26 protein-coding genes are annotated in these 24,797 nt (G+C 33.0%); 14 read left to right on the top strand and 12 right to left on the bottom strand.

Annotated elements, in window-relative coordinates; translation table 11 throughout:
- Nucleotides 1-44 precede the first annotated feature (44 nt).
- The 6 genes from ABEG63_RS02770 to ABEG63_RS02745 all read left to right on the top strand — a co-directional run bounded on the left by ABEG63_RS02770 (nucleotide 45) and on the right by ABEG63_RS02745 (nucleotide 4,816).
- Complete coding sequence (locus tag ABEG63_RS02770) at nucleotides 45-1,376, top strand: DUF2268 domain-containing putative Zn-dependent protease (protein WP_346582794.1); 1,332 nt, start codon at nucleotides 45-47, stop codon at nucleotides 1,374-1,376.
- Nucleotides 1,377-1,401: 25 nt separating this feature from the next.
- Nucleotides 1,402-1,944 carry a GNAT family N-acetyltransferase gene (locus ABEG63_RS02765; protein WP_346582793.1) on the top strand — a complete coding sequence of 181 codons (543 nt, stop codon included), beginning with the start codon at nucleotides 1,402-1,404 and terminating at the stop codon, nucleotides 1,942-1,944.
- A 39-nt stretch (nucleotides 1,945-1,983) separates the two neighbouring features.
- Nucleotides 1,984-2,367 (top strand): hypothetical protein, encoded by a 384-nt coding sequence (locus tag ABEG63_RS02760; protein ID WP_346582791.1) that lies wholly within the window; start codon nucleotides 1,984-1,986, stop codon nucleotides 2,365-2,367.
- Between the two features lie 27 nt (nucleotides 2,368-2,394).
- Nucleotides 2,395-2,595: a YqaE/Pmp3 family membrane protein gene (locus ABEG63_RS02755; RefSeq protein ID WP_346582789.1), complete on the top strand. Its 201-nt coding sequence runs from the start codon at nucleotides 2,395-2,397 to the stop codon at nucleotides 2,593-2,595.
- Nucleotides 2,596-2,676: 81 nt separating this feature from the next.
- Nucleotides 2,677-3,756 carry a serine hydrolase domain-containing protein gene (locus ABEG63_RS02750; protein ID WP_346582787.1) on the top strand — a complete coding sequence of 360 codons (1,080 nt, stop codon included), beginning with the start codon at nucleotides 2,677-2,679 and terminating at the stop codon, nucleotides 3,754-3,756.
- A 100-nt stretch (nucleotides 3,757-3,856) separates the two neighbouring features.
- Nucleotides 3,857-4,816 carry a helix-turn-helix domain-containing GNAT family N-acetyltransferase gene (locus tag ABEG63_RS02745; protein WP_346582785.1) on the top strand — a complete coding sequence of 320 codons (960 nt, stop codon included), beginning with the start codon at nucleotides 3,857-3,859 and terminating at the stop codon, nucleotides 4,814-4,816.
- A 307-nt stretch (nucleotides 4,817-5,123) separates the two neighbouring features.
- Here the strand turns inward: ABEG63_RS02745 and ABEG63_RS02740 are convergent, their stop codons facing one another.
- From ABEG63_RS02740 to ABEG63_RS02715, 6 genes are all read right to left on the bottom strand, one after another.
- Nucleotides 5,124-6,974, bottom strand: a complete 1,851-nt coding sequence (locus ABEG63_RS02740; protein WP_346582783.1) for an alkaline phosphatase family protein — start codon at nucleotides 6,972-6,974, stop codon at nucleotides 5,124-5,126.
- Between the two features lie 241 nt (nucleotides 6,975-7,215).
- On the bottom strand, nucleotides 7,216-7,887 hold the full coding sequence (locus ABEG63_RS02735) for an HAD-IA family hydrolase (RefSeq protein ID WP_346582782.1): 672 nt from the start codon (nucleotides 7,885-7,887) through the stop codon (nucleotides 7,216-7,218).
- An 8-nt stretch (nucleotides 7,888-7,895) separates the two neighbouring features.
- Complete coding sequence (locus ABEG63_RS02730) at nucleotides 7,896-9,050, bottom strand: TIGR03364 family FAD-dependent oxidoreductase (RefSeq protein ID WP_346582781.1); 1,155 nt, start codon at nucleotides 9,048-9,050, stop codon at nucleotides 7,896-7,898.
- Between the two features lie 6 nt (nucleotides 9,051-9,056).
- Nucleotides 9,057-10,373, bottom strand: coding sequence for a DUF5690 family protein (locus ABEG63_RS02725; RefSeq protein ID WP_346582780.1), 1,317 nt, complete (start codon nucleotides 10,371-10,373; stop codon nucleotides 9,057-9,059).
- Between the two features lie 16 nt (nucleotides 10,374-10,389).
- Nucleotides 10,390-13,215: a TonB-dependent receptor gene (locus ABEG63_RS02720; protein WP_346582779.1), complete on the bottom strand. Its 2,826-nt coding sequence runs from the start codon at nucleotides 13,213-13,215 to the stop codon at nucleotides 10,390-10,392.
- Nucleotides 13,216-13,603: 388 nt separating this feature from the next.
- Nucleotides 13,604-14,173: an XRE family transcriptional regulator gene (locus tag ABEG63_RS02715; RefSeq protein ID WP_346582777.1), complete on the bottom strand. Its 570-nt coding sequence runs from the start codon at nucleotides 14,171-14,173 to the stop codon at nucleotides 13,604-13,606.
- A 212-nt stretch (nucleotides 14,174-14,385) separates the two neighbouring features.
- Here ABEG63_RS02715 and ABEG63_RS02710 point away from each other — a divergent pair, with 212 nt between their 5' ends.
- The 6 genes from ABEG63_RS02710 (at nucleotide 14,386) to ABEG63_RS02685 (ending at nucleotide 18,767) form a co-directional block, all read left to right on the top strand.
- Nucleotides 14,386-14,763, top strand: coding sequence for a VOC family protein (locus ABEG63_RS02710; RefSeq protein ID WP_346582776.1), 378 nt, complete (start codon nucleotides 14,386-14,388; stop codon nucleotides 14,761-14,763).
- 190 nt (nucleotides 14,764-14,953) lie between these two features.
- Nucleotides 14,954-15,382 carry a hypothetical protein gene (locus tag ABEG63_RS02705; RefSeq protein ID WP_346582774.1) on the top strand — a complete coding sequence of 143 codons (429 nt, stop codon included), beginning with the start codon at nucleotides 14,954-14,956 and terminating at the stop codon, nucleotides 15,380-15,382.
- A 153-nt stretch (nucleotides 15,383-15,535) separates the two neighbouring features.
- Complete coding sequence (locus tag ABEG63_RS02700) at nucleotides 15,536-16,153, top strand: hypothetical protein (protein ID WP_346582772.1); 618 nt, start codon at nucleotides 15,536-15,538, stop codon at nucleotides 16,151-16,153.
- A gap of 44 nt (nucleotides 16,154-16,197) precedes the next feature.
- Entirely contained in the window at nucleotides 16,198-16,842 is a 645-nt protein-coding gene (locus tag ABEG63_RS02695; protein WP_346582770.1) for a hypothetical protein, read from the top strand.
- Nucleotides 16,843-17,043: 201 nt separating this feature from the next.
- Nucleotides 17,044-18,243, top strand: a complete 1,200-nt coding sequence (tyrS, locus tag ABEG63_RS02690; RefSeq protein ID WP_346582768.1) for a tyrosine--tRNA ligase — start codon at nucleotides 17,044-17,046, stop codon at nucleotides 18,241-18,243.
- A 65-nt stretch (nucleotides 18,244-18,308) separates the two neighbouring features.
- Nucleotides 18,309-18,767 carry a GNAT family N-acetyltransferase gene (locus ABEG63_RS02685; protein ID WP_346582767.1) on the top strand — a complete coding sequence of 153 codons (459 nt, stop codon included), beginning with the start codon at nucleotides 18,309-18,311 and terminating at the stop codon, nucleotides 18,765-18,767.
- A gap of 21 nt (nucleotides 18,768-18,788) precedes the next feature.
- Here ABEG63_RS02685 and ABEG63_RS02680 read toward each other — a convergent pair whose 3' ends face one another.
- The 4 genes from ABEG63_RS02680 to panD all read right to left on the bottom strand — a co-directional run bounded on the left by ABEG63_RS02680 (nucleotide 18,789) and on the right by panD (nucleotide 21,577).
- A complete protein-coding gene (locus ABEG63_RS02680) occupies nucleotides 18,789-19,451 on the bottom strand; it encodes a TerD family protein (protein WP_346582765.1) in 663 nt (220 codons plus the stop codon).
- 1 nt (nucleotide 19,452) lies between these two features.
- Nucleotides 19,453-20,028 (bottom strand): TerD family protein, encoded by a 576-nt coding sequence (locus ABEG63_RS02675; protein WP_312388753.1) that lies wholly within the window; start codon nucleotides 20,026-20,028, stop codon nucleotides 19,453-19,455.
- 171 nt (nucleotides 20,029-20,199) lie between these two features.
- A complete protein-coding gene (locus ABEG63_RS02670) occupies nucleotides 20,200-21,222 on the bottom strand; it encodes a lysylphosphatidylglycerol synthase transmembrane domain-containing protein (protein WP_346582763.1) in 1,023 nt (340 codons plus the stop codon).
- 4 nt (nucleotides 21,223-21,226) lie between these two features.
- On the bottom strand, nucleotides 21,227-21,577 hold the full coding sequence (gene panD, locus ABEG63_RS02665) for an aspartate 1-decarboxylase (protein WP_346582761.1): 351 nt from the start codon (nucleotides 21,575-21,577) through the stop codon (nucleotides 21,227-21,229).
- Nucleotides 21,578-21,976: 399 nt separating this feature from the next.
- Here panD and ABEG63_RS02660 point away from each other — a divergent pair, with 399 nt between their 5' ends.
- A complete protein-coding gene (locus ABEG63_RS02660) occupies nucleotides 21,977-22,288 on the top strand; it encodes an HU family DNA-binding protein (RefSeq protein WP_267401832.1) in 312 nt (103 codons plus the stop codon).
- Between the two features lie 98 nt (nucleotides 22,289-22,386).
- On the opposite strand, the gene pdxH is transcribed toward ABEG63_RS02660, so the two are convergent.
- On the bottom strand, nucleotides 22,387-23,028 hold the full coding sequence (gene pdxH / locus ABEG63_RS02655; protein ID WP_312388761.1) for a pyridoxamine 5'-phosphate oxidase: 642 nt from the start codon (nucleotides 23,026-23,028) through the stop codon (nucleotides 22,387-22,389).
- Nucleotides 23,029-23,052: 24 nt separating this feature from the next.
- On the opposite strand from pdxH, the gene ABEG63_RS02650 reads away from it, so the two are divergent.
- The gene (locus tag ABEG63_RS02650; RefSeq protein WP_267401834.1) at nucleotides 23,053-23,601 is read left to right on the top strand and encodes a YqgE/AlgH family protein; all 549 of its coding nucleotides are present in this window, start codon (nucleotides 23,053-23,055) and stop codon (nucleotides 23,599-23,601) included.
- A gap of 328 nt (nucleotides 23,602-23,929) precedes the next feature.
- Here ABEG63_RS02650 and ABEG63_RS02645 read toward each other — a convergent pair whose 3' ends face one another.
- Nucleotides 23,930-24,739, bottom strand: coding sequence for an aminotransferase class IV (locus tag ABEG63_RS02645; RefSeq protein ID WP_346582758.1), 810 nt, complete (start codon nucleotides 24,737-24,739; stop codon nucleotides 23,930-23,932).
- Between the last annotated feature and the right edge of the window lie 58 nt (nucleotides 24,740-24,797).

Here is a 24,797-nt window from a genome sequence, read left to right as displayed (position 1 = left end):
TGTAACATATCCACCCACCAAGTTGTCTTTAAAGAAACAGTTTTATGAAAAAATTATTAAACCTCTTCTTATTTTTAAGTTTATCTAATTTATACAGTCAACAAATATTTCCGGAAAATCATCAAACTGTTCCTTTTGACGGTCAAGAAGAGCTCCATTATAAGATTAGTCTAAAGAAAAATAAGACTTACATTATAAGCGTATTTCAAAAAAATATCGATGTAGAAGTTTTGCTTTTCGATGATCAGAATCAACAAATTATTTCAACCGATCTTGCCGATGGAAATAACGGTTATGATAAAATGGAATATACAGCTGATGAAAACAGAACATATATACTGACCATAAAATCTGTTTCCGAAAAACCGATTTCCGACGGACTTGTTAAAATTAATATTGCAACTGTAAGCAAAGCAGATCTTTCAAGACGTAGAAAGATAGCCAAAGAACTTAAAGAAGAAAATTCAAAAAATATTACGACTGTTGATATTCAACATTTTTGGGAGGCTTATGATCAGCTTAAAAAAGCAAAAAACCATCAGGATAGTGTAGATATTATTCAAAAAAAATATTTGGATAGAGCCACCGACGGATTAAAAGAGTTTCAGAAAGTAAGATACTTTTCTGCAGAATTTTTTGTGGAAAGAATTAAAAAATATCACAAGTATTATGAAAGTGTAAGGGACAACACCTTACTTCCGCGTAAAATGAGCAATCTGGAAAAACTAACAGCTAAGTTTAAGCATATTTACTCCAAAGCAAAACCTACAAAAATATGTTTTACCGTCGGACCTATGTCAACAGGTGGCACTATTTCAAATAATTACTTACTAATAGGTACTGAAATGATTGCCGGAGACGAAGCTTGTGATGTTTCTGAAATTACGAACGAAAATTTAAAATCAGATATTCTAAGCCGCAAAAACTCCCAGGAAATAACCGATTTTATTGAGGAGACTGTGTCTCATGAATATATTCATACTCAACAAAAAACAAGAGATAAAGAAAGCTGCGATTGTACTTTACTAGATCAAATCATTCGGGAAGGAGTTGCCAGTTTCGTTTCTGAAAAACTGATGATGAATCGCCCGTCGGAAGTAAATAGTCTCGCGGCAAAGTATGCTACAGAGCGCGAGAAAGAATTATGGCAGGAAATTAAGAATCAATTATGCACAAAAGATCTTAGCAATTGGCTTTTCAATGCTTCCACAAGCAAAAATCGTCCTGGAGATCTGGGTTACAGAATGGGTTGTAAAATAGCCGAATCTTATTATGAAAATGCTTCAGATAAACAACAGGCTGTTCAGGAAATGATTGAAATGGATAATCCGTTGTTATTTTTAGATAAAAGCAAGTATGATTTGAAATTCAGGTAATTGATAAAAATTGTACTTTTAAATTATGAAATACCTTCTCACCAATCAGGAAACCGAAAGACTTCTTTTTCGAAAACTTGAAAATTCCGATTTTGATCATTGGCTTGAATTACTTAAAGATGAACATACGACCAAAATGCTCGGAATGGAAAATTTTAAAACTCCAAAAGAGCGTTGTAAAAAATGGTTTGAATGGACTTTTCATCGGTATGAAAATAATCTCGGTGGACAAAATGTACTGATTTCAAAAGAAACTCAGCAATTGATCGGACAATGCGGATTATTGGTACGCGAAGTGGAAAATAAATTTGAATTGGAAATCGCTTACTCTATTCTTCCTGAATTTCGGGGTCAAGGTTTTGCGATTGAAGCGGCTACAAAATGTAAAGATTTTGCTTTTGAAAACAATTTTCATAATCGGTTGGTTTCCATTATTGTTCCCGAAAATGAAAATTCAAAAAAAGTAGCATTAAAAAACGGAATGACTTTTAAAAGATCAATTGGTTATTCCGGAAAAGTGATGGATTTATTTCAAATAGATAAACAAGATTGGGAAAATTTGAATTAATTTGTACTTTAATAAAAAATCAATCCGGGAATTTAGACGATGAACTCGATAACAAAAAGATTAGAAAACATAAAAAAACTTCAAGCCAAAAGATTGGAAAACGAAGATTATTGGGATGAAATCAATGAACTGATGCTGACAGAATTAAAAGATATTCTGACTATTGAACCACAAAATACTTCTGCTTTAATCAATTTGGGTGCTGTTTTATCTGATTCTGGTGAAAATGAAAATGCTTTGGCGGTTCTAAAAATGGCAGTAGATTTGGGTTCGGAAGATAAAAATCTGTATATCAATCTTGCCATTGTTATGATCGATTTGGGAATGCATGCGGAAGAATATCATGAATATTTAGAGATTTCTGAAAATTTTAGTGAAGATCCGCTGACTTTTAAAGCTTATTTTGATCCTCAATCGCATTAAAAATTTATATTTTAAAAACGAAAAAGCATGTTATTAGCCATTTTATTACCCTTTTTATCATTCATGGTTCGCGGAAAAATTTTCACGGGAATTCTTTGTCTTATTTTACAAATTACGTTGATCGGTTGGGTCCCTGCAGCGATTTGGGCAGCTTTATCTTTGAACAACGAAAGAGCAGAAAAGAGAAACAAACAGTTAATCAGAGCGATGCGAGAAAATAAAAAGTAACATTTTATAACAAATATCTACCAATCCTTTAAGAAATTGAAGGATTTTTTATTTCCATCAATCACAATTAAAAACTAAGCTTTGAAAAAATTTACGATACTTTCATCTACGCTACTTTTATTTTCAGCAACTTTCTTTTTTAGTCAAAACTTATCGAAAAAAGTTGAAGCTACAATTGACAGTATTATCTCAACTGAATTTAAAGATAAAAATGCGCCGGGCGGTGCTTTTATGGTAACTCTAAAGGGAAAACCACTTTATAAAAAAGCATTTGGAAAAGCCAATCTCGAACTGAATGTTGATATGACTCCGGATAATATATTTCAAATCGGGTCCATGACCAAGCAATTCACTGCCATTGCTATTTTACAGTTGGAGGAACAAGACAAACTGAAGGTAATCGATCCGGTTTCAAAATATGTAAAAAATTATCCTAACGGAGATAAAATCACGATTCAGCATCTGTTAACGAATACTTCGGGAATTAAAGATTTTACCCAAATGAAATCGATTTCCACAATTGCTCAAAAAGAAATGAAACCCGAAATGATGGTCGATTTTTTCAAAAACGAGCCTGTAGATTTCCTTCCTGGTGAAAAATTTGATTATAATAATTCAGGATATGTTTTGTTAGGCTATATTATCGAGCTCGTTTCAGGAGATACTTACGAAAAATTCATTCAGAAAAATATTTTCGATAAAGCAGTAATGACACATTCTTATTATGCGACCGACCGCCAGATCATTCCCAAAAGAGCGTATGGTTATCACAAAAAAGAACATGGCTATGTAAATAAAACGATCATTAATTTCAGCGTTCCATTTTCGTCCGGCTCCATAATGTCAACGGTTGATGATATGCTGAAATGGCAAAATGCTTTAAATCAAAATACTTTATTGAGTTTGAAAGAATCTCAGAAAGCCTTTCAAAAATATCAATTAAATTCCGGGGAGGAAATTACTTATGGTTACGGTTGGCATCTTAAAGAGATTAATGGAATTCCAGACAGAGAACACGGCGGAAGCATTTTTGGCTTTAAAAGTATGGGTGTTTATATTCCGAGTAAAGATATTTATGTGATTGGATTCAGCAATTGTGATTGCCACTCACCTACTGAAATTACGAGAAATATTGCTAAAACAGTGGTAGAAAACTTTTAATAAATTAAATTTTATTTTCTAAAAATTTAATTAAAAATTTGGTGATAAAAATCAAATCTATTACATTTGTATAACTAGTTATATAATAAATTATAAAACAATGAATGTTTTTGACAAAACCGGGAAAATGGCTTTAGGAAGCAGAATGAGAGTTTTAACTGCTAAAATGACAGACGACGCGGCTAAAATCTATGAGATGTATAATGTGGAAGGGTTTGTTCCGAAATGGTTTCCGGTCTATTTTTTACTTTCCGAAGAAGGAGAAAAAACGATCACTGAAATTGCTGAAGAAATCGGGCATTCTCAACCTTCCGTGACGAAAATTGTAAAGGAAATGACGAAGGAGGGATTTATTGACGACAGTATTCAGTCGGCGGACAAACGCAGAAATGTGGTTGCTCTTTCGGAAAAAGGAATGGCGCTTTCAGATAAAATCAAAATCCAGTGTCAGGATATCGACAATGCTGTGGAATTGATGCTGAATGAAGCTTCACATAATCTTTGGGAAGCCATTAAAGAATGGGAACATCTTTTGGAGAAAAAATCTTTGTTTAAAAGGGTTCAGGATCAAAAGAAAACCCGCGAAAGTAAAGAAGTTGAAATTGTGGAATACGAAGAAAAATATCAGCAGGCCTTTAAAGACCTGAATCAAGAATGGATCTCAACCTATTTTGAAATGGAAGAAGCCGATTATAAAGTGCTGGATCATCCAAAGGAATATATTCTTGATAAAGGCGGAAAAATTTTGGTCGCGCTTTATCAAAATGAACCTATCGGCGTTTGTGCTTTAATTAAAATGAATGATCCCAAATATGATTTTGAAATGGCAAAAATGGCCGTTTCACCAAGGGTTCAGGGGAAAAGTATTGGCTGGCTTTTGGGTCAGGCGATTGTAAAAAAAGCAAAAGAAATGGGTGGCTCGACCTTATATCTCGAAAGTAACACCATTCTAGGCCCCGCGATTAACCTCTATTACAAACTAGGTTTTGAAAAAGTAGCGGGCAATCCTTCACCATACAAACGTGCCAATATTCACATGGTTTTAGATTTAAAAGATTAAAATTTTAATAAAAAGTTTGTTTAAACTAATTTTAAATTTAACCGCAAAAGAAGCAAAAGATCTTATTGGATTTATTTAAAGGAGTTCAAAAGTCTGCAAAGAGAAAAAATCAAAGATTTTTTTTAAACTTATGTGATCTTTTTTATTTAAGTATTAAACTTAAAATAACTAAAGTGTTAAAATCTTTTGTTTCTTTTGTGGTAAAAAAAGTTTAAACAAGTTTAAAAAAAGATATTAGAACTCGGAAATAAATCCTTGTTCTAATATCAAATCTAAATCTATTAATAATTACCTTTATAAGTAAGCTTTACTTTTTGATGAAAGTTTTGGTTAAAGAATTTTTATTTCCATTGATTTTAATAAAATAAATTCCGTTTGGATAATTTTCGATATTCAGTTTTTCATTATAATTTCCGTTCAAAGAATTCATCTTTTTAGAAGTCAAGATGGAACCTTTTGCATCGATAATTTCAACTTTCAATTCCTTTTCATCTGATTTATATCTTACATTGATATCATGAGAGGCAGGATTTGGAAACAATTCAAAATCATTATTTTTTAATTTCATGTCATTCGCGCCTAAAACATTTGGACAAACGGGAATTCTATTCACACCATCAATTCCCCACGAAGCCTGAACCGGAATACAAAGCCAGTTCAATACCGTTGGAAAATGATCCGTTTCTCTTGTCGTAGATAAATAATTGAAAATCTTAAAGTTGCTTGTTGTGGCCAGATCTCTCGTTGGAGAACCTGTAACTGCAGCATTATTTGCATTTACACTTGAATCTACCAGTGTATTTCCGGAAGTTTCATCACATTTCCAATTTGCCAATAACTGACTGTAATAAGGATGCGAAGACGTAATATCCTGATTGGCCCAATTCACGATTACATCATTTGGAAGCGCAGATTTCCAAACTCTGATGTCTTTATAAGAAGCCGCCAGATTTTGTCCGTACACATTTGTTCCGTCTTGATTAATCGTTAAAGGAAGCCCGGAATCTATATTTCCAATGGTATTCATTTTAGCAAAAGTCACAGGCACGCCGTCTTCATACATCGTCACAAGCCCGTCTCTGTCGAAGCTTACGGCAATATGTTTCCACTGATTGGTTTCTGCTTTTCCGCCTACCAAATCTATTCTGTTTACTCCGTCACCAATATTCATTTTAAAAGTCTGCCCAGAATATCCTGAAATCACAAAACCTTTGTTTTTACCATTTGCCCAGTTTTTATTGCTGATCATCACCGGATCGGTGGAATAATTGGCATTCGGTTTTACCCAAAATTCAATGGTAAAATCTTGAGTGGCTCCAAAATTAAAAGGTGTTTGATTCGCAGGCTTTGCATAAGTACCCGCAGGAAAATTCAATTGATTGAAAGTTTTATTCGATTCAACAATTGTTTTGCTAATCTGCTGAGGGGTAAAATTTGGGTTGGAATATACCGTGAAAATATCTCTTTCAGAAAGACTTCCGCCACCGTGAGAAGTGTCTGTTGCACCGTGATCTGTGGTTAAAACCACCATCCAGTCTTCATTATTGTAAGTCGAACGGTTTTTCATAGCGGCAACAATTTCTCCGATGTAAGCATCTGTGGTTTCAATTGAAGAAACATATTGCGAGGTATTAGAATTGAATCCGTAAGAGTGCCCCGCATGGTCAACATCATCAAAATCAATAAATAAAATATCCGGATTATCACTTTGCAAAGCGCTGACAGCAGCATTTTTTACGCCTAAATCTGTTCCGTAATTTGTTTTTACATCTGCATTCTGAACAATTTCATCATTAATGGGATTCCAATGTGCCAAAGAAATCGTTCTCAAATTTGAATTATACGTTTCCGCTCTCGTCAAGAAATCAGGATAGTTAGCATAATTAGGACTAGTAAAATTATTATCCTGAACATTATGTTTTGTATGCCAAACACCTGTTAACATCGTGCTCCAGCCATTTCCGCTCCAGGTTGTTGCCGCGCAAAGTCCGTCGAGAGAGTAAATAGACTGATTGATCAAGCTGTGAATGTTTGGCGTATTGGAAGACATCATCACATCTGCCCTGCAACCATCGATACCGATGAAAAGAACTTTTTTGGTTTGCGCCATTAAAGAACAGCCAACCAGAACAGCCATTGAAAATAGTTTTGTTTTCATAAATAGATTGTTTTTAGAAAAGAGAAAGTTTACAAATAGTAATTTTATTTTTAATAATTGTAAAAATAATTTACTATTTGTAAACTTCCATGAACTGAATATTAATTGATAATTAAATTTTTACAGGGCTACTAAGGATATTCTGTACGAAAGAACTTTGTCAAAGTTTAAAATCTTTGACAAAGTTGGTGAAAGTCTAATAAATAAAGAGAAGCTTACTAAATAACTGAATTTGAAAGAACTAGTTAAATAAAGTTTCAGCTTCAGAAATAGTTTTCAAAATATAATCGGGATGTGATTTTTCCAGTTCAGATTGCTTTTGAGCGCCTGATAGAACGGCAATTGTAAGCCCGCAACCCGCATTTTTGCCTTCCTCAATATCAATAACAGAATCGCCTGCTTTTAAAACCAATTCAGGTTGACTAATATTAAATTTTTTCATTGCTAGCAAAATCATTTCCGGACTTGGACGGCTTTCAGAAACGTCATTTGCTGTAATTAAGGCATCAAAATGAACGTTTTTTTTCCATTGTAATTTATCTAAAAGCTGTTGCGCAATTTCGGAAGTATAGCCAGTGTTTAAAACCACTTTTTTATTCTTAGATCTCATATTCAACAGGAAATTTTCAACACCATTGATAGGTTTTACATCCAATTTTTGATAGGCTTCTTTTAATTCATCTGAAAAGTTTTCAAAAATGGCGTGCGCATCATCTTCATTTCCACCAATTTCTTTTAATAAACTTGTGATGGCTTCCAGTTTTTCCATTCCGGCGCAGACTGATAAAACTTTGTCTAACGTGACGTTATAACCATAATCGTTAACCGAGTTCATCACCGTTTTGTACACCACATTGTCTTCATCTATCGTAGTTCCGGCCATATCCAGAACCAATAATTCTATATTCTTCATTCTAATTTTTATGCGTAAATTTTGTCTATATTAAATTTTGAAAAGCCACCGCTTCCTGTCATTCCTTTCCCTCCGATTCCTGTGATAATGTGGATATTTGGAGAAGGATTGTACTCGAAAATGTCTTTCGATTTGCATTGAGAATACACGCCAAACCAACGTCTTTGGATCTCATAAGTCGACAAATCAATAATCTTTTTAGCTTCTTCAATCATGAATTCATCAATATCCATATTTAAATCAAAACCAAGATCATCGGCATTTTTTGCATCGGCATATTCGTGAGAATCTCCCAAAATAATCGAACCATCCAAAGCCTGTTTAAATAAAATATGAATCCCAAATTTCTTTTCAAAGGAGTTTTTATCTTCCAATTCCTTAATTTTTGGGAAAGACGGACACTCACCAAACGATTCATATCTTCTGATGGAAAGTCCCGTTAAAATATTTCCTTGTAAAGAATAAATTCCCTGTGGTTTCGTCTGAAGCATTTGAAGCTTACTTACTTCTAAATCGCTTTCATTGAATACTTTTGGATATAAGGTTTTAAACTCATGACCACCACAAATAATCAGTTTTGAAGCATAAAATTCAGTTCCTTCCGAAGTTACTGCGATACATTTTTGAGCGTCTTCATTCGTTTCAACAACGGTTGTATTATAATAAATTTGCAACCCGAATTTTTCCTGTAAAAGTTGATGAAGTTTCACAATCATATCCGCCGAATCCACCGACAATTCCTGAGGAAAAAATAATCCGCCTTTGCAATAATCCGAACGAAGTCCGTCATACTTTTGGATGCATTCGTTTTTAGATAAAAGAACAGATTCGTAACCGTTATTTTTATTGATTTCAAAGAGTTCTTCAATTAATTGCACTTCTTCATCGTTAGAAGCAATGTACACCGAACCGTTTTTTCTGATCGTTAAATCTGTTTGAGCATGCAATTCGTTATATATTTCCAGACTTTCGCGCCCGAAGTTTTGCCATTTCAGATCCATCCCGGAAGGAACAACCTGTCCGAAATTTCTCACCGTTGCGCCTTGAGGAATAGAATTTCTTTCCAGCAAAGCCACTTTTAGATTTTTCTTCAACGCATGATAAGCATGGAATGTCCCAAGAATTCCGCCTCCCACAACGATTAAATCAAATTTTGTTGTCATTTTTTACTATAAATTTAAATTTTTCGACGTATCGAAATTGATATATTGATTAGATTTTGAATTCAAATTAGAATTCGGTTTTGCCTTCTTTCTAAACGATAAAAAGGCAATGATTGAGGTAATTAAAACAATCGCTACAATAATGTAATTCAGATGAATATAAAAATTAAGCCATGATGTTTTTGCCGATCCGAAGTTTTTATAAAGAAGAATTAAAACGCTTCCTAAATAGCCAAAAGAATCAACAACGTAAATCAAAAATCCTACATTTCCTTTGATATCGAAAGCGGCGATCATTCGGTCAAAATAAATTCCGTTGAAAGGAATATAGCAGATATACATCCCAAAACCGGACAAAACCATCCAATAAAACGGAGAAATTGAACCATTTTGAAATAAATACGTGGAAAAACCAACCGTAAGAATTCCTGCAAAAAGAATGTAATGATAATATTTAAAGGCTTTTTTGTTGTTTTTAACTTTCACCATAAAACTTAAAATCAACAAAACCATGACCGCAATCGGAATTTCCGTTAAAGTGAAAATCGACGAATCAAATTGATAATGTAAGCCATCCCAAATTTCGCGGTTAAAATTATCCCTGAAATCTCTCAAAATAGTTAAACTTACATACAGAAGCACAATACAAAGAACAGGAACAAAAAACTGTTTGATTAGTTCTTTTCTTTCCGTTTTATTCAACGGTTGTCTTTTATTTTTCGATAAAATGTCTTCTTTCGAAGGCTGAGGAATTTTTTCTAATAAAAACCCGAAAAACAATAACGGAATAATAAAAATCAAACCTGTAGAAAACGGCATCCAGAATTCTGAAATATTGAAGGTATCCATTAAAAATTTTCCGACAGACTTTGTAAATCCTGAAGAAACTACAAAGCTTGAACATAAAAATAATCCGATGATTTCCGTGGTTTTTCGACCTTCAATATAAGAGAAAACAATTCCCCAAATCATTCCCAACGGAATTCCGTTAATGAACATCAACGCAATATTATAAGGCGCCGGAACCGCCGCAAATCCTAATAAAGCCAATTCTGCAATGGCTATGAAAAAGAATAAATAAAAAATTCTTTTCTCCGGTTTCAGTTCGGAGATGAATTTTATTCCGATGAATTTTGAAATAAAATATCCTACCGCCTGAGCAATAATGATTAAAATTTTATAATCAACTCCAAAGTAAGCAAGCCCTTCAAAAGAAGCTACTGTAAATGGTTTTCTAAACCCATACATGCAAAAGTAGACACCAAAAGCAGCGAATGCCGCCTTCAGTGTTACTAATGATTTTTTGTTAATGGATTTCATCATTTTATATTGTGTTAGTTTAAAAATTCAACTTGATCCCAAGATTGCATCTTACTCCATAATATTCAACCTGTTCCGGACGCGTTTCGTCTTTTCCGAAGTGGTAGATCAAAGGTTTGTTCAAAATATTATTCACGTCAGCATACAGCATCAAATGTTTTGTAAACTGATAAGATCCTCCGAAATCCAGACTTGCGTATTTACCATAATAAGAATCATTTAAATCTTCTTCGGCATATTCCACCGCGTATTTTCCTTTATAATTGTAAGCCAATCTTGCATTAAATCCTTTCTTTTCAAAGAAAAGCTGAATATTATACAGTTCTTTCGCCTGATAAGGAAGCTTAACGGTTCTTCCGCTTGGTTTTTCCATTTTAGAATCCATGAAAGTGGCGTTCAACTGCGTTCCGAAATATTGAAGAAAACCGGGTAAGAAGTCAAATCTTTTGGTAATTCCTAATTCAATACCGCCGAGCCAAGCCGCTTTTCCGTTGTTTGGAGCGGTAAATTGTACGCCGTTCATTCCGTTATAATTTCCGATAAAAGAATCCTGGAAAATTGGATCTGTAATTGATTTATAGAAAACTCCACCACTCAAAATCCCTACATTTGAGAAATAATATTCTCCCATCAAATCGAAGTTTAAAGAATAGGTCGGATTCAAATTCGGATTTCCACCTTTGAATTCATTGTCTGCTTCAATATAAGTTCCACCCGGCGTTAAGTCTCCAAAATTTGGTCTTGAAAATGTTCTTGTCGCAGCAAAACGTAAATTCGTTTTGTCATTCAAAGCATATTTTACGTGGATCATTGGTAAAACTGCTAAATAATTTTTAGTATTTTCAACCGGAGTCAACACATTATCAATCACATTATAGCCTTTCACTTTTGTATGCGTGTTTGACAATCTGATTCCACCTAAAATGGTGATTTTTTCATTCAGTTTATAGGTTCCCATTCCGTAGGCATCGGCGTGTTTTTCAAAAACATCGAAGTTTCTTCCCAACGCTTTGTTGTATTCCAACGCTTCAGAATCGGTAGGATTAATCTTTAAATTTCCATTATTTTGAAACCAAAACTGATTCATTCCTTCCGTCGACAAAACCGGCCCGAACGTATTTCCGATATGAGCATTCATTTCACTCAAATATTTTGATCCATTCGCCTGAGCCGTGATGTATTGCGACATATCCGATAAAAGTGGCGCGGTTCCGTTTGTCCAATTGTAGAAAATATCTGAAAATCTGGCATTTCTTTCTTTGTCACGATATTTAAAACCATATTTCAAGGTCAAATTATCCGAAATATTGATTTCATGATTGAAAGCCGCCACAATTTTATCCTTTTCTTCCACAAAAACTTTGTAAAATTCAAGATCGGTAAATCTCATCTGCGAAGCATCCATTTTGAAATTCGGATCGCTATAAAAACCAAATAACTGATCTGCATTTTTGTAGTCTAATTTTCCGCCATCTGCTTTCCAATAAGCTCTCGGGCCATTTCCGTGATCTGAAATATAATCAGGATTAATACCAACTCCGGACTGCGTATATTTTATGACATAATAAGAATTGTTGGCTTTATCAGGAATATTTCCGTACTTGAAACGGTTGTCGTAATATGATAAATCCCAATCGATTTTTCCTTTACTTAAATTGTGAATTCCACCTAATGAAATGGAAGTCAGCTCTGTAATTAAAAGATTATGAATGTTTTGTAATTCAACTCTTGCCGTATTATTTGCCGAACTTAATTTATCAAATCGAACTCTGTGTTTGTAATGCGTTTCATCATCGGAAAGCGTTCCGTACATTCCTTTTAAATACAACGTACTCTTCGGCGACAAAACATATTCGAAAGCGGTATTAATTCCCGTTGTTTTTCTAACTCCATTATAATCACGAAGTTCCAATCGAAAAACGCCTTGATCACCACTCCTTCTCGCTTCGAAATTATCCGTCGACCAATTTCTGATAAAGTGTGCAAAATTGATCAAATAACCGAACTTTTTATCTTTCGTTCTTCCGCCATACATCAATCCTATATTATAAACACCTTTGTCGGCTTTTGCATTGTAGCCGCTTCCCAATGTAGCTTTAAACTCCGTTTTCATCAGTGGAGTTTTGTTGATAAAATTCACGCCACCTCCGATTCCATCGGCTTCCATGTCGGGTGTAAAAGATTTATTGACATGAACATATGAGATCAATTCTGTCGGAAAAAAGTCGAATGCAGTTGCTCTCGAAGTCGTTTCTTCTTCTGCGGTTGGAAGTCGGTTTCCGTTGATCGTGGTTGATGCCCAAAACGGTGGAAGCCCTCTCAGAGAAACAAATCGTCCTTCTCCCTGATCTCTTTCAATTGAAACGCCCTGAACTCGTTGAACGGTTTCGGCTGCGTTTCTATCCGGTAATTTCCCGATTCCGTCTGAGGCGATGACATTGGAAATATTGACTGCATTTTTTTGAAGGTTTAAAGCTTTTGCTTCCGTATTTCTCAAACTTCCGGTCACCACAACTTCATCGATACTTTTTTGTTTTTGAGATAATTTTAAAACTCCTAAATCTACCGTCTCTCCAGATTTTACATCAACATTAACAATTGAAGTTTCGTATCCTATATAGCTTATTTGTAGATTATATTGACCTTCTTTAATATCATTGATGGTAAATTTTCCCTCACCATCCGTCACAACATTTTTCGATGAACCTTTTATCTTGATCGACGCGCCAGGAAGCAGTTGGCTGTCATCGAGAACAGTTCCTATAATTAATTGTTTTTGCGCCGAAACAAATACGATCAGGCAAATAAAAACAAGGGTTAGTACTTTTTCGGTTATTGTTTTCATTTTTACATATATTAAATTTTTATTGCAAATCAAGTCAATAATTTTAATATATGTAATTATTTTATATTAAGTAATGATTAATAAATCAGACAAAATTGTTAAGTCAAGTTTATATCAAATCAATATTTTAAATTTAATAAAATAGCGAAATAAAGCCGTTAAAATGGCTATTTAAAAGATTAATATAAATAAGAAAGGGATGATTATATTCTATTAATCATCAATGAATTCAGTAATCGGGATTAACAGAGTGTTAATTTTAAAGTTGCAAAAAACACCAAAAGTTGAATATTTGTAAACTTTTTAATGAAAATCGATTAGAATTGAGAAATTAAATAACGTAAGAAAGTGATAAAAAATTACTGAAAATTTTACTTCAAATAAACATTTATCCTGAGTAAAAATAAAGAACCAACATGATACAACTTTCTTTGCTGATACTTACAGGAACGTGTGGAAATTTTCCGTTAAAATATAAAGAATCGCCTTCTTTTAAAATCACTTCTTCGTTATCGATGATATATTTTACTTCACCTTTCAGAATATACTTGAATTCCCAAGCATCTGTGATTACTTTTTCTCTTTTAGAATTTGGTTCCAGCGTCAATAAAACCGCTTCAAATCCCAACGAATGCAAACTTTTGCTGAAAATATGCATGTATTTAAAACCTTCAGCCTCCACTTCTTTTTCGATAAGTTGCTGATTTTCTTTTGGTAAATGAATAAATTTTGAGTTTGATTTTTTCTCAACACCTTCAAAAAAGAAACTTGCATCGATATCCAGAGACTGAATTAATTCCAACAAAACAGGAAGCGAAGGAATCGTTCTTCCGTTCTCAATTCGGGAAACCAAGCCATTGCTCACATTCGCTCTGAAAGCCAGTTCGTTAATGGTTAAATTATTTTTTTTTCTAATATCTTTTAATCTTTTTCCGATGCCTATTAAAAAATCATTCATATTATTTACAATTTAACCTAAATTATTTTCGCCATTTTTAGTTGTAACAAATGTAACATTATTCCAGGGAGTTTTTGTAAACTTTAAGTCAATTATCCTTATTTTTAAGCATCAATAAATAAAAATTAATGTTTTTAATTTCACCAAACTCTCTCCTATTATTTTTCTGTGTGATTTTTTTACTGTCATGCAACAAATCTGATCAAAAAGATATGAAAACCAATCCTGTTGTTTATTTTGAAATTCCTGTAACCGATCTCAAGCGTGCAGAAAAATTTTATACTCACGTTTTTAATTTCACATTTGAATCTGAAATTATTGACCATTATGAAATGGCATTATTTCCGTTTTCAAACGAGAATAGCGGAATAACAGGCGCTTTAGCGAAAGGTGATGTTTATAAACCAACAAAAGACGGTGTAATTATTTACTTCAAAACAGATAATATCAATGAAAAACTAACTTCTGTTGTAAAAAATGGCGGAAAAGTTTTATACCCGAAAACAATTAATGAAAAATACGGATTTGCCGTTGCCGAATTTGAAGATTCTGAAGGAAATAGAATTGCATTGCACGAAAGCATCGATTAAATCTTGAAAAATATTTCTTATAAATTACAGAATTAGATACATTCATTTTGCAATCTTAATTAATCACTTAACATTATTTCCCAAAATATTATAAGTTACAGAAAACGAACCTTAAAAATCATTTTTTAACTATTTATTATTTAAATTTGAACATATAATTCAATACTCATTGATAAAAAACACAATAAAAATGAAACAATTATTTTCGGTACTTGCTATTGCTTTAATCGTGAACTTTGCAAGCGCACAAAAAAGCTCAGATCGGGATTTGATCACAAAAATTAATGCTGAAGTAGAAAAAGCAGAACATAAACAGATTTACAAAGAAAAAGCCTGGGGCGGTAATTTTGAAAAAACAGATGTTTATTATGTAAATAATACGCCTATTTTGATTGTAAAAGAGGAAAAGCAAGACGTAAAATCGATCAACCAATCCAGTAACGGAGGAAATTCTAACATCAATAAAACCGTTTCTGCTAAATTTTATATTAAAAACTGGGCAGAAAATCAGTTCGTGAGAGTAGGCGAGATTAAAAATAATAAAGAAAAATCTGCTATGCCTTCAGAATTTGCTTTTAATTACGATAAAAAAGCAATTGATAATTTAATTTCAAAATAAAATATAATTGGTAAATATATTTTACTCCAATATGTATTTATTGGAGTAAAATATTATGCGTTAATTAATAATAACTTTTAAACATATTCTATTTTTCTTTAACTTAGTTTAGAAAATCGCTTGTGACTTTAGAATAAATAAGCTTTCAAAACTATGTCTGAAGAACTGTATTTTATAAAATTCAATCCTGTTGTTGCAAAAATAAATTTATATAATAAGCTTTGCCGCGAGGAAAAAGCAGTGCTCGGTTTTCTTGAATCAGATTCAAAAACAAGTCTGGAACTTATTAAAAATAAAGTTCAGGGAGGCATTCACAGTCTTTCAAAAGAAGAATTGATGAGTTTGTTTTCTTGGTTGAATAATCAATGTAATGCAAATCAAGAAGAGTTAAAAATACAGCTTTTCACAAACGGAATAGAACTTTTTTATGAAATATCAGAAGCAGATCAAATACATGATTTTCAGCAGATTATTTCTGATTATGAAAAAATTTCTCAAACCAATTTAAATTTCATTATCAATTCGGAAAATTTTAATCAATTTCTTATTTATGGAATATTTTTTTCCAATTTAGCTAGTAAACAGAATACAGAAGAAAATGTTTGCTATAATTTTCTGAAATCAGATTATGCTAATTTGTATTCACTTGCAGAAGAGCAATTCCATAAAAATAATTTGGAAGTTAATCTAAATATCAATAAATATTTCTCAGATTTATATGATCTCACCAAATACTATAAAGGATCTGTTATTAAACTTCATCATTTTTAAATGTTGAATTTAAACTAATTTTGGCTCTTTTTAGATTTTAAATTATGGAAAAGAATTTTCATGAAATTGCTCGAAAATACATACATGAAAAAGTAGGTGAAGATTTTGATATATCGCCAGATGAACTGACAGATCTCGATGATATTTTCTGTTTTTATTATCAATCTAAAAAATTTCTGGAGACTGGAGACCATCGCTATATGTCTGTAGGAATTGGTCCGCAACTGCTTATAAAGTCTGACGAACGAATTATTAGCTTACCGCCCTCTTATACGTATGATGCAGCAATCCGGGAGGTGCGAAAAAAACTTCAGATTGAAAAAATAATTCAAACAAAATGTCCCAATTATAACTATTGGCACGATAACTACATTCTTATCATTCAAAAAATATATAGTGAACCTAAATTGATTTCAATCTTAAGAGATTATCGGGTAAGTTATATTGTTCCTGAAGTTATTGGTCATTCTATTCATCGTGTGGGAAAACCGTATCAGAAAAGTGAATTAATTAAAAGATTTAAACATCTGCCCGCAGAATTCAATACTTTGTATGGGCTTTTTTCTAATATTTTAATGGAATTAATTGAATCTTTTTGCTGCGAATTCAGCATTCAGCCAAAAGAAATAAAAAGATATTCTTCTAATACAACAAACGCCTCTGAAGATGATTATAAAATTATTTGGTAGGCTTATTTAGAAAAACCTATCTTTGCAACGCAATGAAGCACTTAAACAACATATTACGTCTTCCATTCTTCACTGAGTATTACGCTCCGAGCTATCGTTCGGGAAGACTTTCTATGGATATCATTCAGTAAAAAATTTTCTAATATAACATAGAGCCCGAACAGTATTGTTCGGGCTTTTTTATGCAAAAAATTCAACAAAATGAAAAACGTATTACAAGAAAATGTAGAAATAATTCTACCGGAAAATGGTTTGGAACAAAAATTAAAACAAGCCGAAGAAGAAAACAGAAAATTAATCATCAAACTTGGTTTTGATCCTACCGCTCCGGATTTACATCTGGGACACGCCGTTGTTTTGAAAAAACTCAAACAATTTCAAGATATGGGACATCAAATTGTTATCGTGGTTGGAAGTTTCACTGCAAGAATTGGTGATCCTACCGGAAAAAACAAAGCAAGAAAACCTTTAAGTATTGAAGATGTTCAGCATAATGCCGAAACTTATATTAATCAGCTTTCAAAAGTAATTGATGTAAACAAAACAAAAATAGTTTTCAATTCTGAATGGCTGGATGCTTTATCTTTTTCAGAAGTTATTCAGCTGATGTCTAAAGTTACTATTGCCCAATTGATGCACCGAAATGATTTTAATAAAAGGTTCACTGAAAATATGCCAATCGCCATGCACGAGCTTGTTTACCCAATTTTACAAGGTTTTGATTCGGTAAAAATTGCCTGTGATATTGAAATGGGCGGAACCGATCAGCTTTTTAACTGCACCATGGGAAGACAGTTACAGGAAGTTCACCAAATGTCGCCACAAATCGTGATGTGTATGCCTCTGTTAAAAGGACTTGACGGCAAAGAAAAAATGAGTAAATCATTAAACAATATCATCGGATTAACAGATGAGCCGAATGAAATGTTTGGAAAAACAATGTCAATTCCGGATAGTTTGATTGATGAATTTATTGATTTGACAACCGATTTTCAAAATGAAGAAAAGAAAAATTTAAAGCAAAGAATTAAAAACGGTGAAAATCCGATGAATATAAAAAAGCAGATCGCTAAAAGTATCATCACTCAATATCATGATGCGGAATCTGCAGAGCGTGCGGAACATTTTTTTGTGAATCAGTTTCAGAATAAAATATTTGAAGAAAAAAGTTTTGAACCAGTTTCTATTCATTCATTACATCTCCTTCAACAGACGACGACATTGTTAGAACTTTGCCATCAATTAAAAAATGATGAGAGTAAAACATTTATGAGAAAATTAATTGAAAGTGGTGGAATTCAGATTAATAATATCAAGAAAAATAATCCAAATGAAGAAATTGAATTAGTTTCCGAAACAAAAATTAAAATAGGAAAAAGAAGCTTTTTTGAACTTATTTAAATATAAAACCGATATATTCGCTTAGATAAATAGTTTATAAATCTTTAAGAATATTTTTAAAAATCATGGATTTTATACATCTTCAATTGAGAAAAGCAACACAAAATGACATCGATTTTCTGCTGGATTTAAGAACTAAAACCATGAATGAACATCTTGAAAGCTCAGGTTTTCCAATTGACAAAGATTCTCATCTCAAAAGAATACGGTATGAATTTGAAACCGCTAAAATCATAATGTATCGAAAAGAAGATATCGGATTGCTAAAAGTAAAATATGGAAAAGATGAAATTGAACTTATTCAGCTTCAGATTCATCCAGATTTTCAGGGTAAAGGTTTTGGAAAGCATATTTTAGAAATGATTATTGAGGAATCTTTGTTTTCTGAAATTCCTATTTATTTGAGTGTTTTAAAAACCAATCCAGCACAGAAACTTTATACTCGCCTAGGTTTTATAACCATTGAAGAAAATGAACATTCTTTTACGATGAAGTTTTCTAAATATAACTTTGTCAAAGTTTAGAACTTTGACAAAGTTGATTTGTTAAGAGTATTTCTTGAGAATATCCACAAAATTATCCGTTGTGTGCGGCTCTCCGATTGCACGGAATTTCCAGTCGCCATTATGACGATAAGCTTCCGCAAAAACCATGGAACATTTTCCGTTCATGCTAGCATCGCCCGAAAGACTGAATTTGGTAATTTCTTTTCCTTTTGCATCTACCGCGCGAATGAAAGCATTTTCAATCATTCCGAAATGCTGATTATTTTTAGTCCCTTGATAAATAGAAACAATAAAAACAATCTTCTGATATTTTTCATCCAGCTGATCCAATTTTACGATGATTTGCTCATCATCACCATCGCCCGCACCGGTTCTGTTATCTCCTGTAAGCCAAACATGACCACTCGGATGCTGCATCGAGTTGAAATAAACCACATCTCCCTGATACAACCTGATCTGTCGACCGTTTGAAGTGATCGATTTTCCTTTGTTAACCACTTTGCCGTTGGCATCCAATAAAAATGCAATAGCATCAAGATCATATTCCGCAGCTTCTTTACCAAATATTTTTCCGAAAAAACCACCTTGTTTTCGAACATCCCAACCCAAACCAATGGTTACTTTTGAGAGATCGTATATACTTTCGCCACGATCATTCTTCCTCAGATTAATCGTTTGTCCTTTCTGTAAATTAATTGCCATATTATTTTATGATTTGTCCTTTATAATATTTCTCAAGGAAAAACCCAAGATCTGCTCGGTAGCCGATTCCTGAAGCCTCAAACTTCCAACCGCCATTTCTTTTATACAATCTTCCGAATTCGATTCCGGTTTCTATAGAGAAATCTTCATCAAGCTCATATTTTGCAATTTCCTGATTCGTTGCATTATCAACAACTCTGATGTATGAATTTCTTACTTGTCCGAAATTTTGTTTTTTCCTTTCAAAATCTTCAATCGTAACTACGAAAAGTATCTCTTGGACTCTGGAATCTACCTTCTCCAAATCTACAATGATCGCTTCATCATCGTCTCCGTCGCTGCTTTTACCGTTCGGATCGTCTCCTGTATGCGTTAAAGCGCCATCCGGAGATTGCAAATTATTATAAAAAATAAAATATTCTTCACTTACCAGTTTTCTGTCTGCATCCACCATAATAGCAGAGGCATCCAGATCAAAATCAAGACCTGTACCTTCATTGGGATCCCAGCCCAGCCCGATCGTCATTTTTGTAAGTCCTAATTCAATCTTTTGTCCTTTCTGTAAATTAATCGCCATAGTGTTAAAACTTATTTTTCCTTTAAGATAGATGTGATTTATGAATTGACCAAATTTATCGATTAAAAAACGCTTAAAATTACGGTTTCGCGTAAAAATCATTTAAAATTTTCAGAAAACGAAAAGGTTCGACAAATTGCCGAACCTTTTACATTTTATAATAAAATATATTTAATCTTCTTTTTTGGAAACAATTTCATTTCTTGCTTTCGCCAACATCGGAATTGAAATAAGCCCCATGACAAGCATAATAACAATTTGCATAGGCAATGATATAAAAGAATAGGTTAACCCGATTTCTCCGCCTAATTCTCCGCTTTTTCCCATCGAAATAAACAAAGCCATGAAGCCATATTTCATCGCCAGATTAAAAGCTCCAATTCCGCCACTTGCCGGGATCATCATTCCTAATGTTCCGACAACAATAATTAGAAAACCATCTGCAAAAGTAAAATCGGAAGTTTCCGGTAAAGCAAAACACACCAAATAAGCCGCAAAATAATACGAAAGCCAAATCCCTATAGTATAAAGTATGAATTTACCTTTTTGTTTTAATTTAAAAATTGAAGTTAATCCCTGAAAAATTCCATCAATAAAATTGATGATCTTTCCTAAGAACGGAACATTCGCCAATTTCTTTTTAAAAGTAAAAAATACAATTGTTCCTAGAACTAAAATTCCCAGAACAAGCAATATTTTGTTTGGATTAATATCTAAACCTGAACTTTTATAAAACGAAATAATAGCTTCATACTTAAAAATCAAGGTCAATCCTAAAAAAGCAACCATGCAAACCAGGTCTACTACCCTTTCAAGGATAATTGTTCCGAAAGATTTATCAACAGGAACTTTTTCTACACCATACAATGCCGTTGCTCTAGCCACTTCCCCACTTCTAGGAATGGTAAGATTCATTAAATATCCGAATGACAGCGACCATAACGAGTTTGAATTTGAAATGGAGTGCCCCATCGGTTCCAGCATCAGATTCCAACGAATTGCTCTGAACCAGTACGCCGCCACCCCAAAACATGCCGCAAACAAAACCCAAAGGTAATTTGCCTTTGCCAAAGATTTTTGGATCACTTTGAAATCAAGCCCTCTTAGAGCTAGCCATAAAAAAAAGCCTGCACAAGCAAGCGATATTACTATGGTTACAATTGATTTTATTGGATTCGATTTTTTATTCTCCATGAATTTAGGTCAAAAGATTTGTTTTTTCATCCGGGAAAACAATTTTTGGCTGGAAGGTGTGCGCTTCTTCAGGAGTCATCTGTGCATACGCAATAATAATGATGATATCATCCCTCTGAACTTTTCTGGCAGCCGGCCCGTTCAGGCAAACCTCACCAGATTTTCTCTTTCCTTTAATAACGTAGGTGTCGAAACGCTCCCCGTTATTTACATTTACAATATAAACGCGCTCTCCCACTACCAGTCCGGCAGCTTCAATAAGCTCTTCATCTATCGTAATACTCCCAATATAATTAAGGTCTGAAGCCGTAACCCTTACCCTGTGAATCTTAGACTTAAAAACTTCTATTAACATGGTGCAAATTTATTAATAATAATTTATAAATAGCACTTTTAGAATCATTTTAAAACACACAGATACACAGCGGTTTAATTTTATTATCATCATTTTTTTTGATTTTTACTTGCACATTCTACAAGCATATCTGCAAAAATATTAATAGTTGATACAAAATTCACGATTTAATAAATGCAAGAAATAATTAATAAAAATTCATAAAGTCAATACACATAAGCATTTGGCATGATTTTAGTAACGTGTAACCTAGATTTTTCGTAAAAAGTCAAATTATCATATTTTAACTATTTTCACCTAAAATCAAAAAAATAACACATATTTTTATAAAAAAATTGCACAATTAGAAAATAGTATTATATTTGCTATAATTACGAACTAACTTTAATATTAAAAATTATGAACAAGTCTGAATTAATCGACGCAATCGCAAAAGATGCAGGTATCACTAAAGTTGCTGCCAAAGCTGCACTAGAATCTTTCATTTCTAACGTTACTACTACTCTTAAGAAAAAAGATGGTAAAGTATCTTTAGTAGGTTTCGGAACTTTCTCAGTAGCTGAGAGAGCGGCAAGACAAGGTATCAACCCTGCAACTAAAAAGCCAATTAATATCGAAGCTAAGACAGTTGCTAAATTCAAAGCTGGAGCAGATCTATCTACTGCTGTTGCTACTGCTAATGCACCTGCTGCTGGTAAAAAGAAAAAATAATCTTTTCAGATTAAAGAAAAAATTGAAACCCTCATCTTTTGGTGAGGGTTTTGTTTTTATCGTAAAAGCTTAAAAATTTGAACTTTAAATATTAGATGTTATGGAGCTAAACGGGAAATCTTCCAATCCAGATCATCTAATGTATACACAATTCTGTCGTGAAGCCTATTTGGTCTACCTTGCCAAAATTCAATTTCATAAGGTTTTGCGATGTATCCGCCCCAATTTTCAGGTCTTGGAACTTCAGAATTTTCGTATGTTTTTTCTAAGTCTTTTAATTTTTCTTCCAAAAACTCTTTATTCGGAATCACCTGACTTTGCGGAGAAACAGCCGCTCCCAGCTGACTTCCTTTTGGTCTTGAATGAAAATATCCATCGCTTAAATTCTCTGCAATACGCTCTAAATTAGCTTTAATAATAATCTGTCTTTCCAGATTTGGCCAGAAAAAGTGAAGACAAGCCGTATGATTTTTTTCTATCGCCTTTCCTTTTTTGCTGTCATAGTTGGTATAAAAAATAAAACCTTCGTGAGTATAAGCCTTTAAAAGCACCATTCTCGTTCGCGGACAACCGTCTTCTTCTACCGTAGAAATCGCCATTGCATTCGCTTCATAAATATTAGGATTTTCGCTGGCTTCCAAAAACCAATCTCTGAATTGTTCGATGGGGTTTTGTTTTATCTCACTTTCAATAAGTTGGGATTTATCATACACTTTTCTTTTGTCGTGCAGGTTTTCCATAAATATTTTTTATTAAATTTGAGTATGAATTACTCTTACAAAGGTAAAATATTAATTTCCACACCCGACATTTCCGGCGATATTTTTTCTCGATCTGTCGTCTTGGTTATTGAGCATAACGAGCACGGTGCATTTGGTTTAATATTAAATAAAAAGAACGGCCAAATGAGCAGTAAATTCAAAAATTTCTTTGATTTTAAAATTGAAGTATACGACGGCGGCCCTGTGGAAAACGACAAGGTTTTCTTTATTGTAAAAGGGAAAAAAGTAACCGAAGTTTATACCGAAATCACCAATGAATTTTATTTAACAGAAGACATTGAAAATATCATCAGCGCGGTTTTAAGTAATGAATTGAATATTAATGATGTTAAAATCTTTTCAGGATATTCTGGATGGGGTGCTATGCAGCTTGATACGGAAGTTCAACGCAAGATGTGGACGGTGGTAGATGTTTATAATTTAGACTATACTTTACCCAATGACCAGACCCTTTGGAAGTCTATTATGCAGAATTTAGGCGGGGAATATCTTTTGTGGGCGAACTCTCCTGAAGATATTTCGTTGAATTAATCGATTAACCTATTCAATTGAATTCATTTTAAAATTTTAACAAAATTTAAGATTCCGTTAACCAATTTTTAAAGAATAATTCACGTTATTTGATAAACCAAAATTCAAACAAAAATGAAAGGACTAAAGCTTCTTATTCAACAAATTTTTTCCAGACCATCTTTGAACCTTCAGCCGGTTTACGTTAAACGTAATAATATATTTAAAAAGTAATAAAAAAATCGTGAAGAATAATTTTCACGATTCAAAATACAAATTCTGATTTTTCAGAATAAAACCCGGTAAAGGACTTTTGGAACTTTGTTGTTTACCGGGTTTGTCAATTATTTTAAAAACTTTTCTTCCAATTTTCCACCATTTCTGTAAATCGGGAATTCTCGAAAGTCTTGTTTCTTATTTTACCTACAGAAAATATGCCTTTCTCGTCAGAAATTAATAAAATTTCTTCTGCTTTTTGAGATTCAAATGCAATAATCTCGTGTTCCTGGATATCTGCCAGTTTATTTTTATGTAAAAAAGTGACGAAATTTTCCATTAAAGGCGAAATGTATGCTCCTTCTGTTTGCTTCGGAACTTTAATAACATCACCTTCTAAAAATAAAAGATTTCCAAAAGTGGTACGTGCGATCCTTTTATTTGGATTCAACAAAATAACATCATCCAGGTCATTTTCCTGTGCATAAATTCCTCCGTAAATATTTTCCGGACAATGAACCCTGATATTGCTTAAAAGGTTATTATTAACGTTAATTTCTTTAATTAAATCCAATTCCAAGGCTCTTGAATGAACCGTTAAAACATCACCCATTTCTAAAACTTCGTAGAAATATGAAATTGATGATTTTGCCCGCGTTAATTCATCATTATTTCTATAAACCTGAAAATTGATGATCCCGTTCTGAATTCCTTTTCCTTCAATAATATCATTCTGAAAAAGCGACTGAAAAAACTCCAGCGTATACGTTAACGGAATATTCATTCTCATCTTTCTCATGGAAGCCATCAGAAAGAAATAGCATTCTTCATCCATAATCAGTTTGCCTTCTCTTACAAAGAAAGAAACCTTTACCGCGTCTCCAAAAAGAAACGCTCTGTTTTTCACATGTAATTCGCCAGATGTAAAATATTGATTTTCCAATTTTTGATGTGATTTATTTATAAAAAAATAATGAACGATAAATCGTTCATCAGTTTTA

It is taken from the genome of Chryseobacterium sp. C39-AII1, from assembly GCF_039672645.1.
In the GTDB taxonomy this organism is placed as follows: Bacteria; Bacteroidota; Bacteroidia; order Flavobacteriales; family Weeksellaceae; genus Chryseobacterium.
Note: the sequence above shows the minus strand (reverse complement) of the source record. Positions and strands in the feature narration are given on the sequence as shown.

What these genes read in the sequence shown, in the direction of transcription:
- ABEG63_RS02770 (WP_346582794.1), top strand. Translation starts at nt 45, where the DNA reads ATGAAAAAATTATTAAACCTCTTCTTATTTTTAAGTTTATCTAATTTA.
- ABEG63_RS02765 (WP_346582793.1), top strand. Translation starts at nt 1,402, where the DNA reads ATGAAATACCTTCTCACCAATCAGGAAACCGAAAGACTTCTTTTTCGA.
- ABEG63_RS02760 (WP_346582791.1), top strand. Translation starts at nt 1,984, where the DNA reads ATGAACTCGATAACAAAAAGATTAGAAAACATAAAAAAACTTCAAGCC.
- ABEG63_RS02755 (WP_346582789.1), top strand. Translation starts at nt 2,395, where the DNA reads ATGTTATTAGCCATTTTATTACCCTTTTTATCATTCATGGTTCGCGGA.
- ABEG63_RS02745 (WP_346582785.1), top strand. Translation starts at nt 3,857, where the DNA reads ATGAATGTTTTTGACAAAACCGGGAAAATGGCTTTAGGAAGCAGAATG.
- ABEG63_RS02740 (WP_346582783.1), bottom strand. Translation starts at nt 6,974, where the DNA reads ATGAAAACAAAACTATTTTCAATGGCTGTTCTGGTTGGCTGTTCTTTA.
- ABEG63_RS02735 (WP_346582782.1), bottom strand. Translation starts at nt 7,887, where the DNA reads ATGAAGAATATAGAATTATTGGTTCTGGATATGGCCGGAACTACGATA.
- ABEG63_RS02730 (WP_346582781.1), bottom strand. Translation starts at nt 9,050, where the DNA reads ATGACAACAAAATTTGATTTAATCGTTGTGGGAGGCGGAATTCTTGGG.
- ABEG63_RS02725 (WP_346582780.1), bottom strand. Translation starts at nt 10,373, where the DNA reads ATGATGAAATCCATTAACAAAAAATCATTAGTAACACTGAAGGCGGCA.
- ABEG63_RS02720 (WP_346582779.1), bottom strand. Translation starts at nt 13,215, where the DNA reads ATGAAAACAATAACCGAAAAAGTACTAACCCTTGTTTTTATTTGCCTG.
- ABEG63_RS02715 (WP_346582777.1), bottom strand. Translation starts at nt 14,173, where the DNA reads ATGAATGATTTTTTAATAGGCATCGGAAAAAGATTAAAAGATATTAGA.
- ABEG63_RS02710 (WP_346582776.1), top strand. Translation starts at nt 14,386, where the DNA reads ATGAAAACCAATCCTGTTGTTTATTTTGAAATTCCTGTAACCGATCTC.
- ABEG63_RS02705 (WP_346582774.1), top strand. Translation starts at nt 14,954, where the DNA reads ATGAAACAATTATTTTCGGTACTTGCTATTGCTTTAATCGTGAACTTT.
- ABEG63_RS02700 (WP_346582772.1), top strand. Translation starts at nt 15,536, where the DNA reads ATGTCTGAAGAACTGTATTTTATAAAATTCAATCCTGTTGTTGCAAAA.
- ABEG63_RS02695 (WP_346582770.1), top strand. Translation starts at nt 16,198, where the DNA reads ATGGAAAAGAATTTTCATGAAATTGCTCGAAAATACATACATGAAAAA.
- tyrS (WP_346582768.1), top strand. Translation starts at nt 17,044, where the DNA reads ATGAAAAACGTATTACAAGAAAATGTAGAAATAATTCTACCGGAAAAT.
- ABEG63_RS02685 (WP_346582767.1), top strand. Translation starts at nt 18,309, where the DNA reads ATGGATTTTATACATCTTCAATTGAGAAAAGCAACACAAAATGACATC.
- ABEG63_RS02680 (WP_346582765.1), bottom strand. Translation starts at nt 19,451, where the DNA reads ATGGCAATTAATTTACAGAAAGGACAAACGATTAATCTGAGGAAGAAT.
- ABEG63_RS02675 (WP_312388753.1), bottom strand. Translation starts at nt 20,028, where the DNA reads ATGGCGATTAATTTACAGAAAGGACAAAAGATTGAATTAGGACTTACA.
- ABEG63_RS02670 (WP_346582763.1), bottom strand. Translation starts at nt 21,222, where the DNA reads ATGGAGAATAAAAAATCGAATCCAATAAAATCAATTGTAACCATAGTA.
- panD (WP_346582761.1), bottom strand. Translation starts at nt 21,577, where the DNA reads ATGTTAATAGAAGTTTTTAAGTCTAAGATTCACAGGGTAAGGGTTACG.
- ABEG63_RS02660 (WP_267401832.1), top strand. Translation starts at nt 21,977, where the DNA reads ATGAACAAGTCTGAATTAATCGACGCAATCGCAAAAGATGCAGGTATC.
- pdxH (WP_312388761.1), bottom strand. Translation starts at nt 23,028, where the DNA reads ATGGAAAACCTGCACGACAAAAGAAAAGTGTATGATAAATCCCAACTT.
- ABEG63_RS02650 (WP_267401834.1), top strand. Translation starts at nt 23,053, where the DNA reads ATGAATTACTCTTACAAAGGTAAAATATTAATTTCCACACCCGACATT.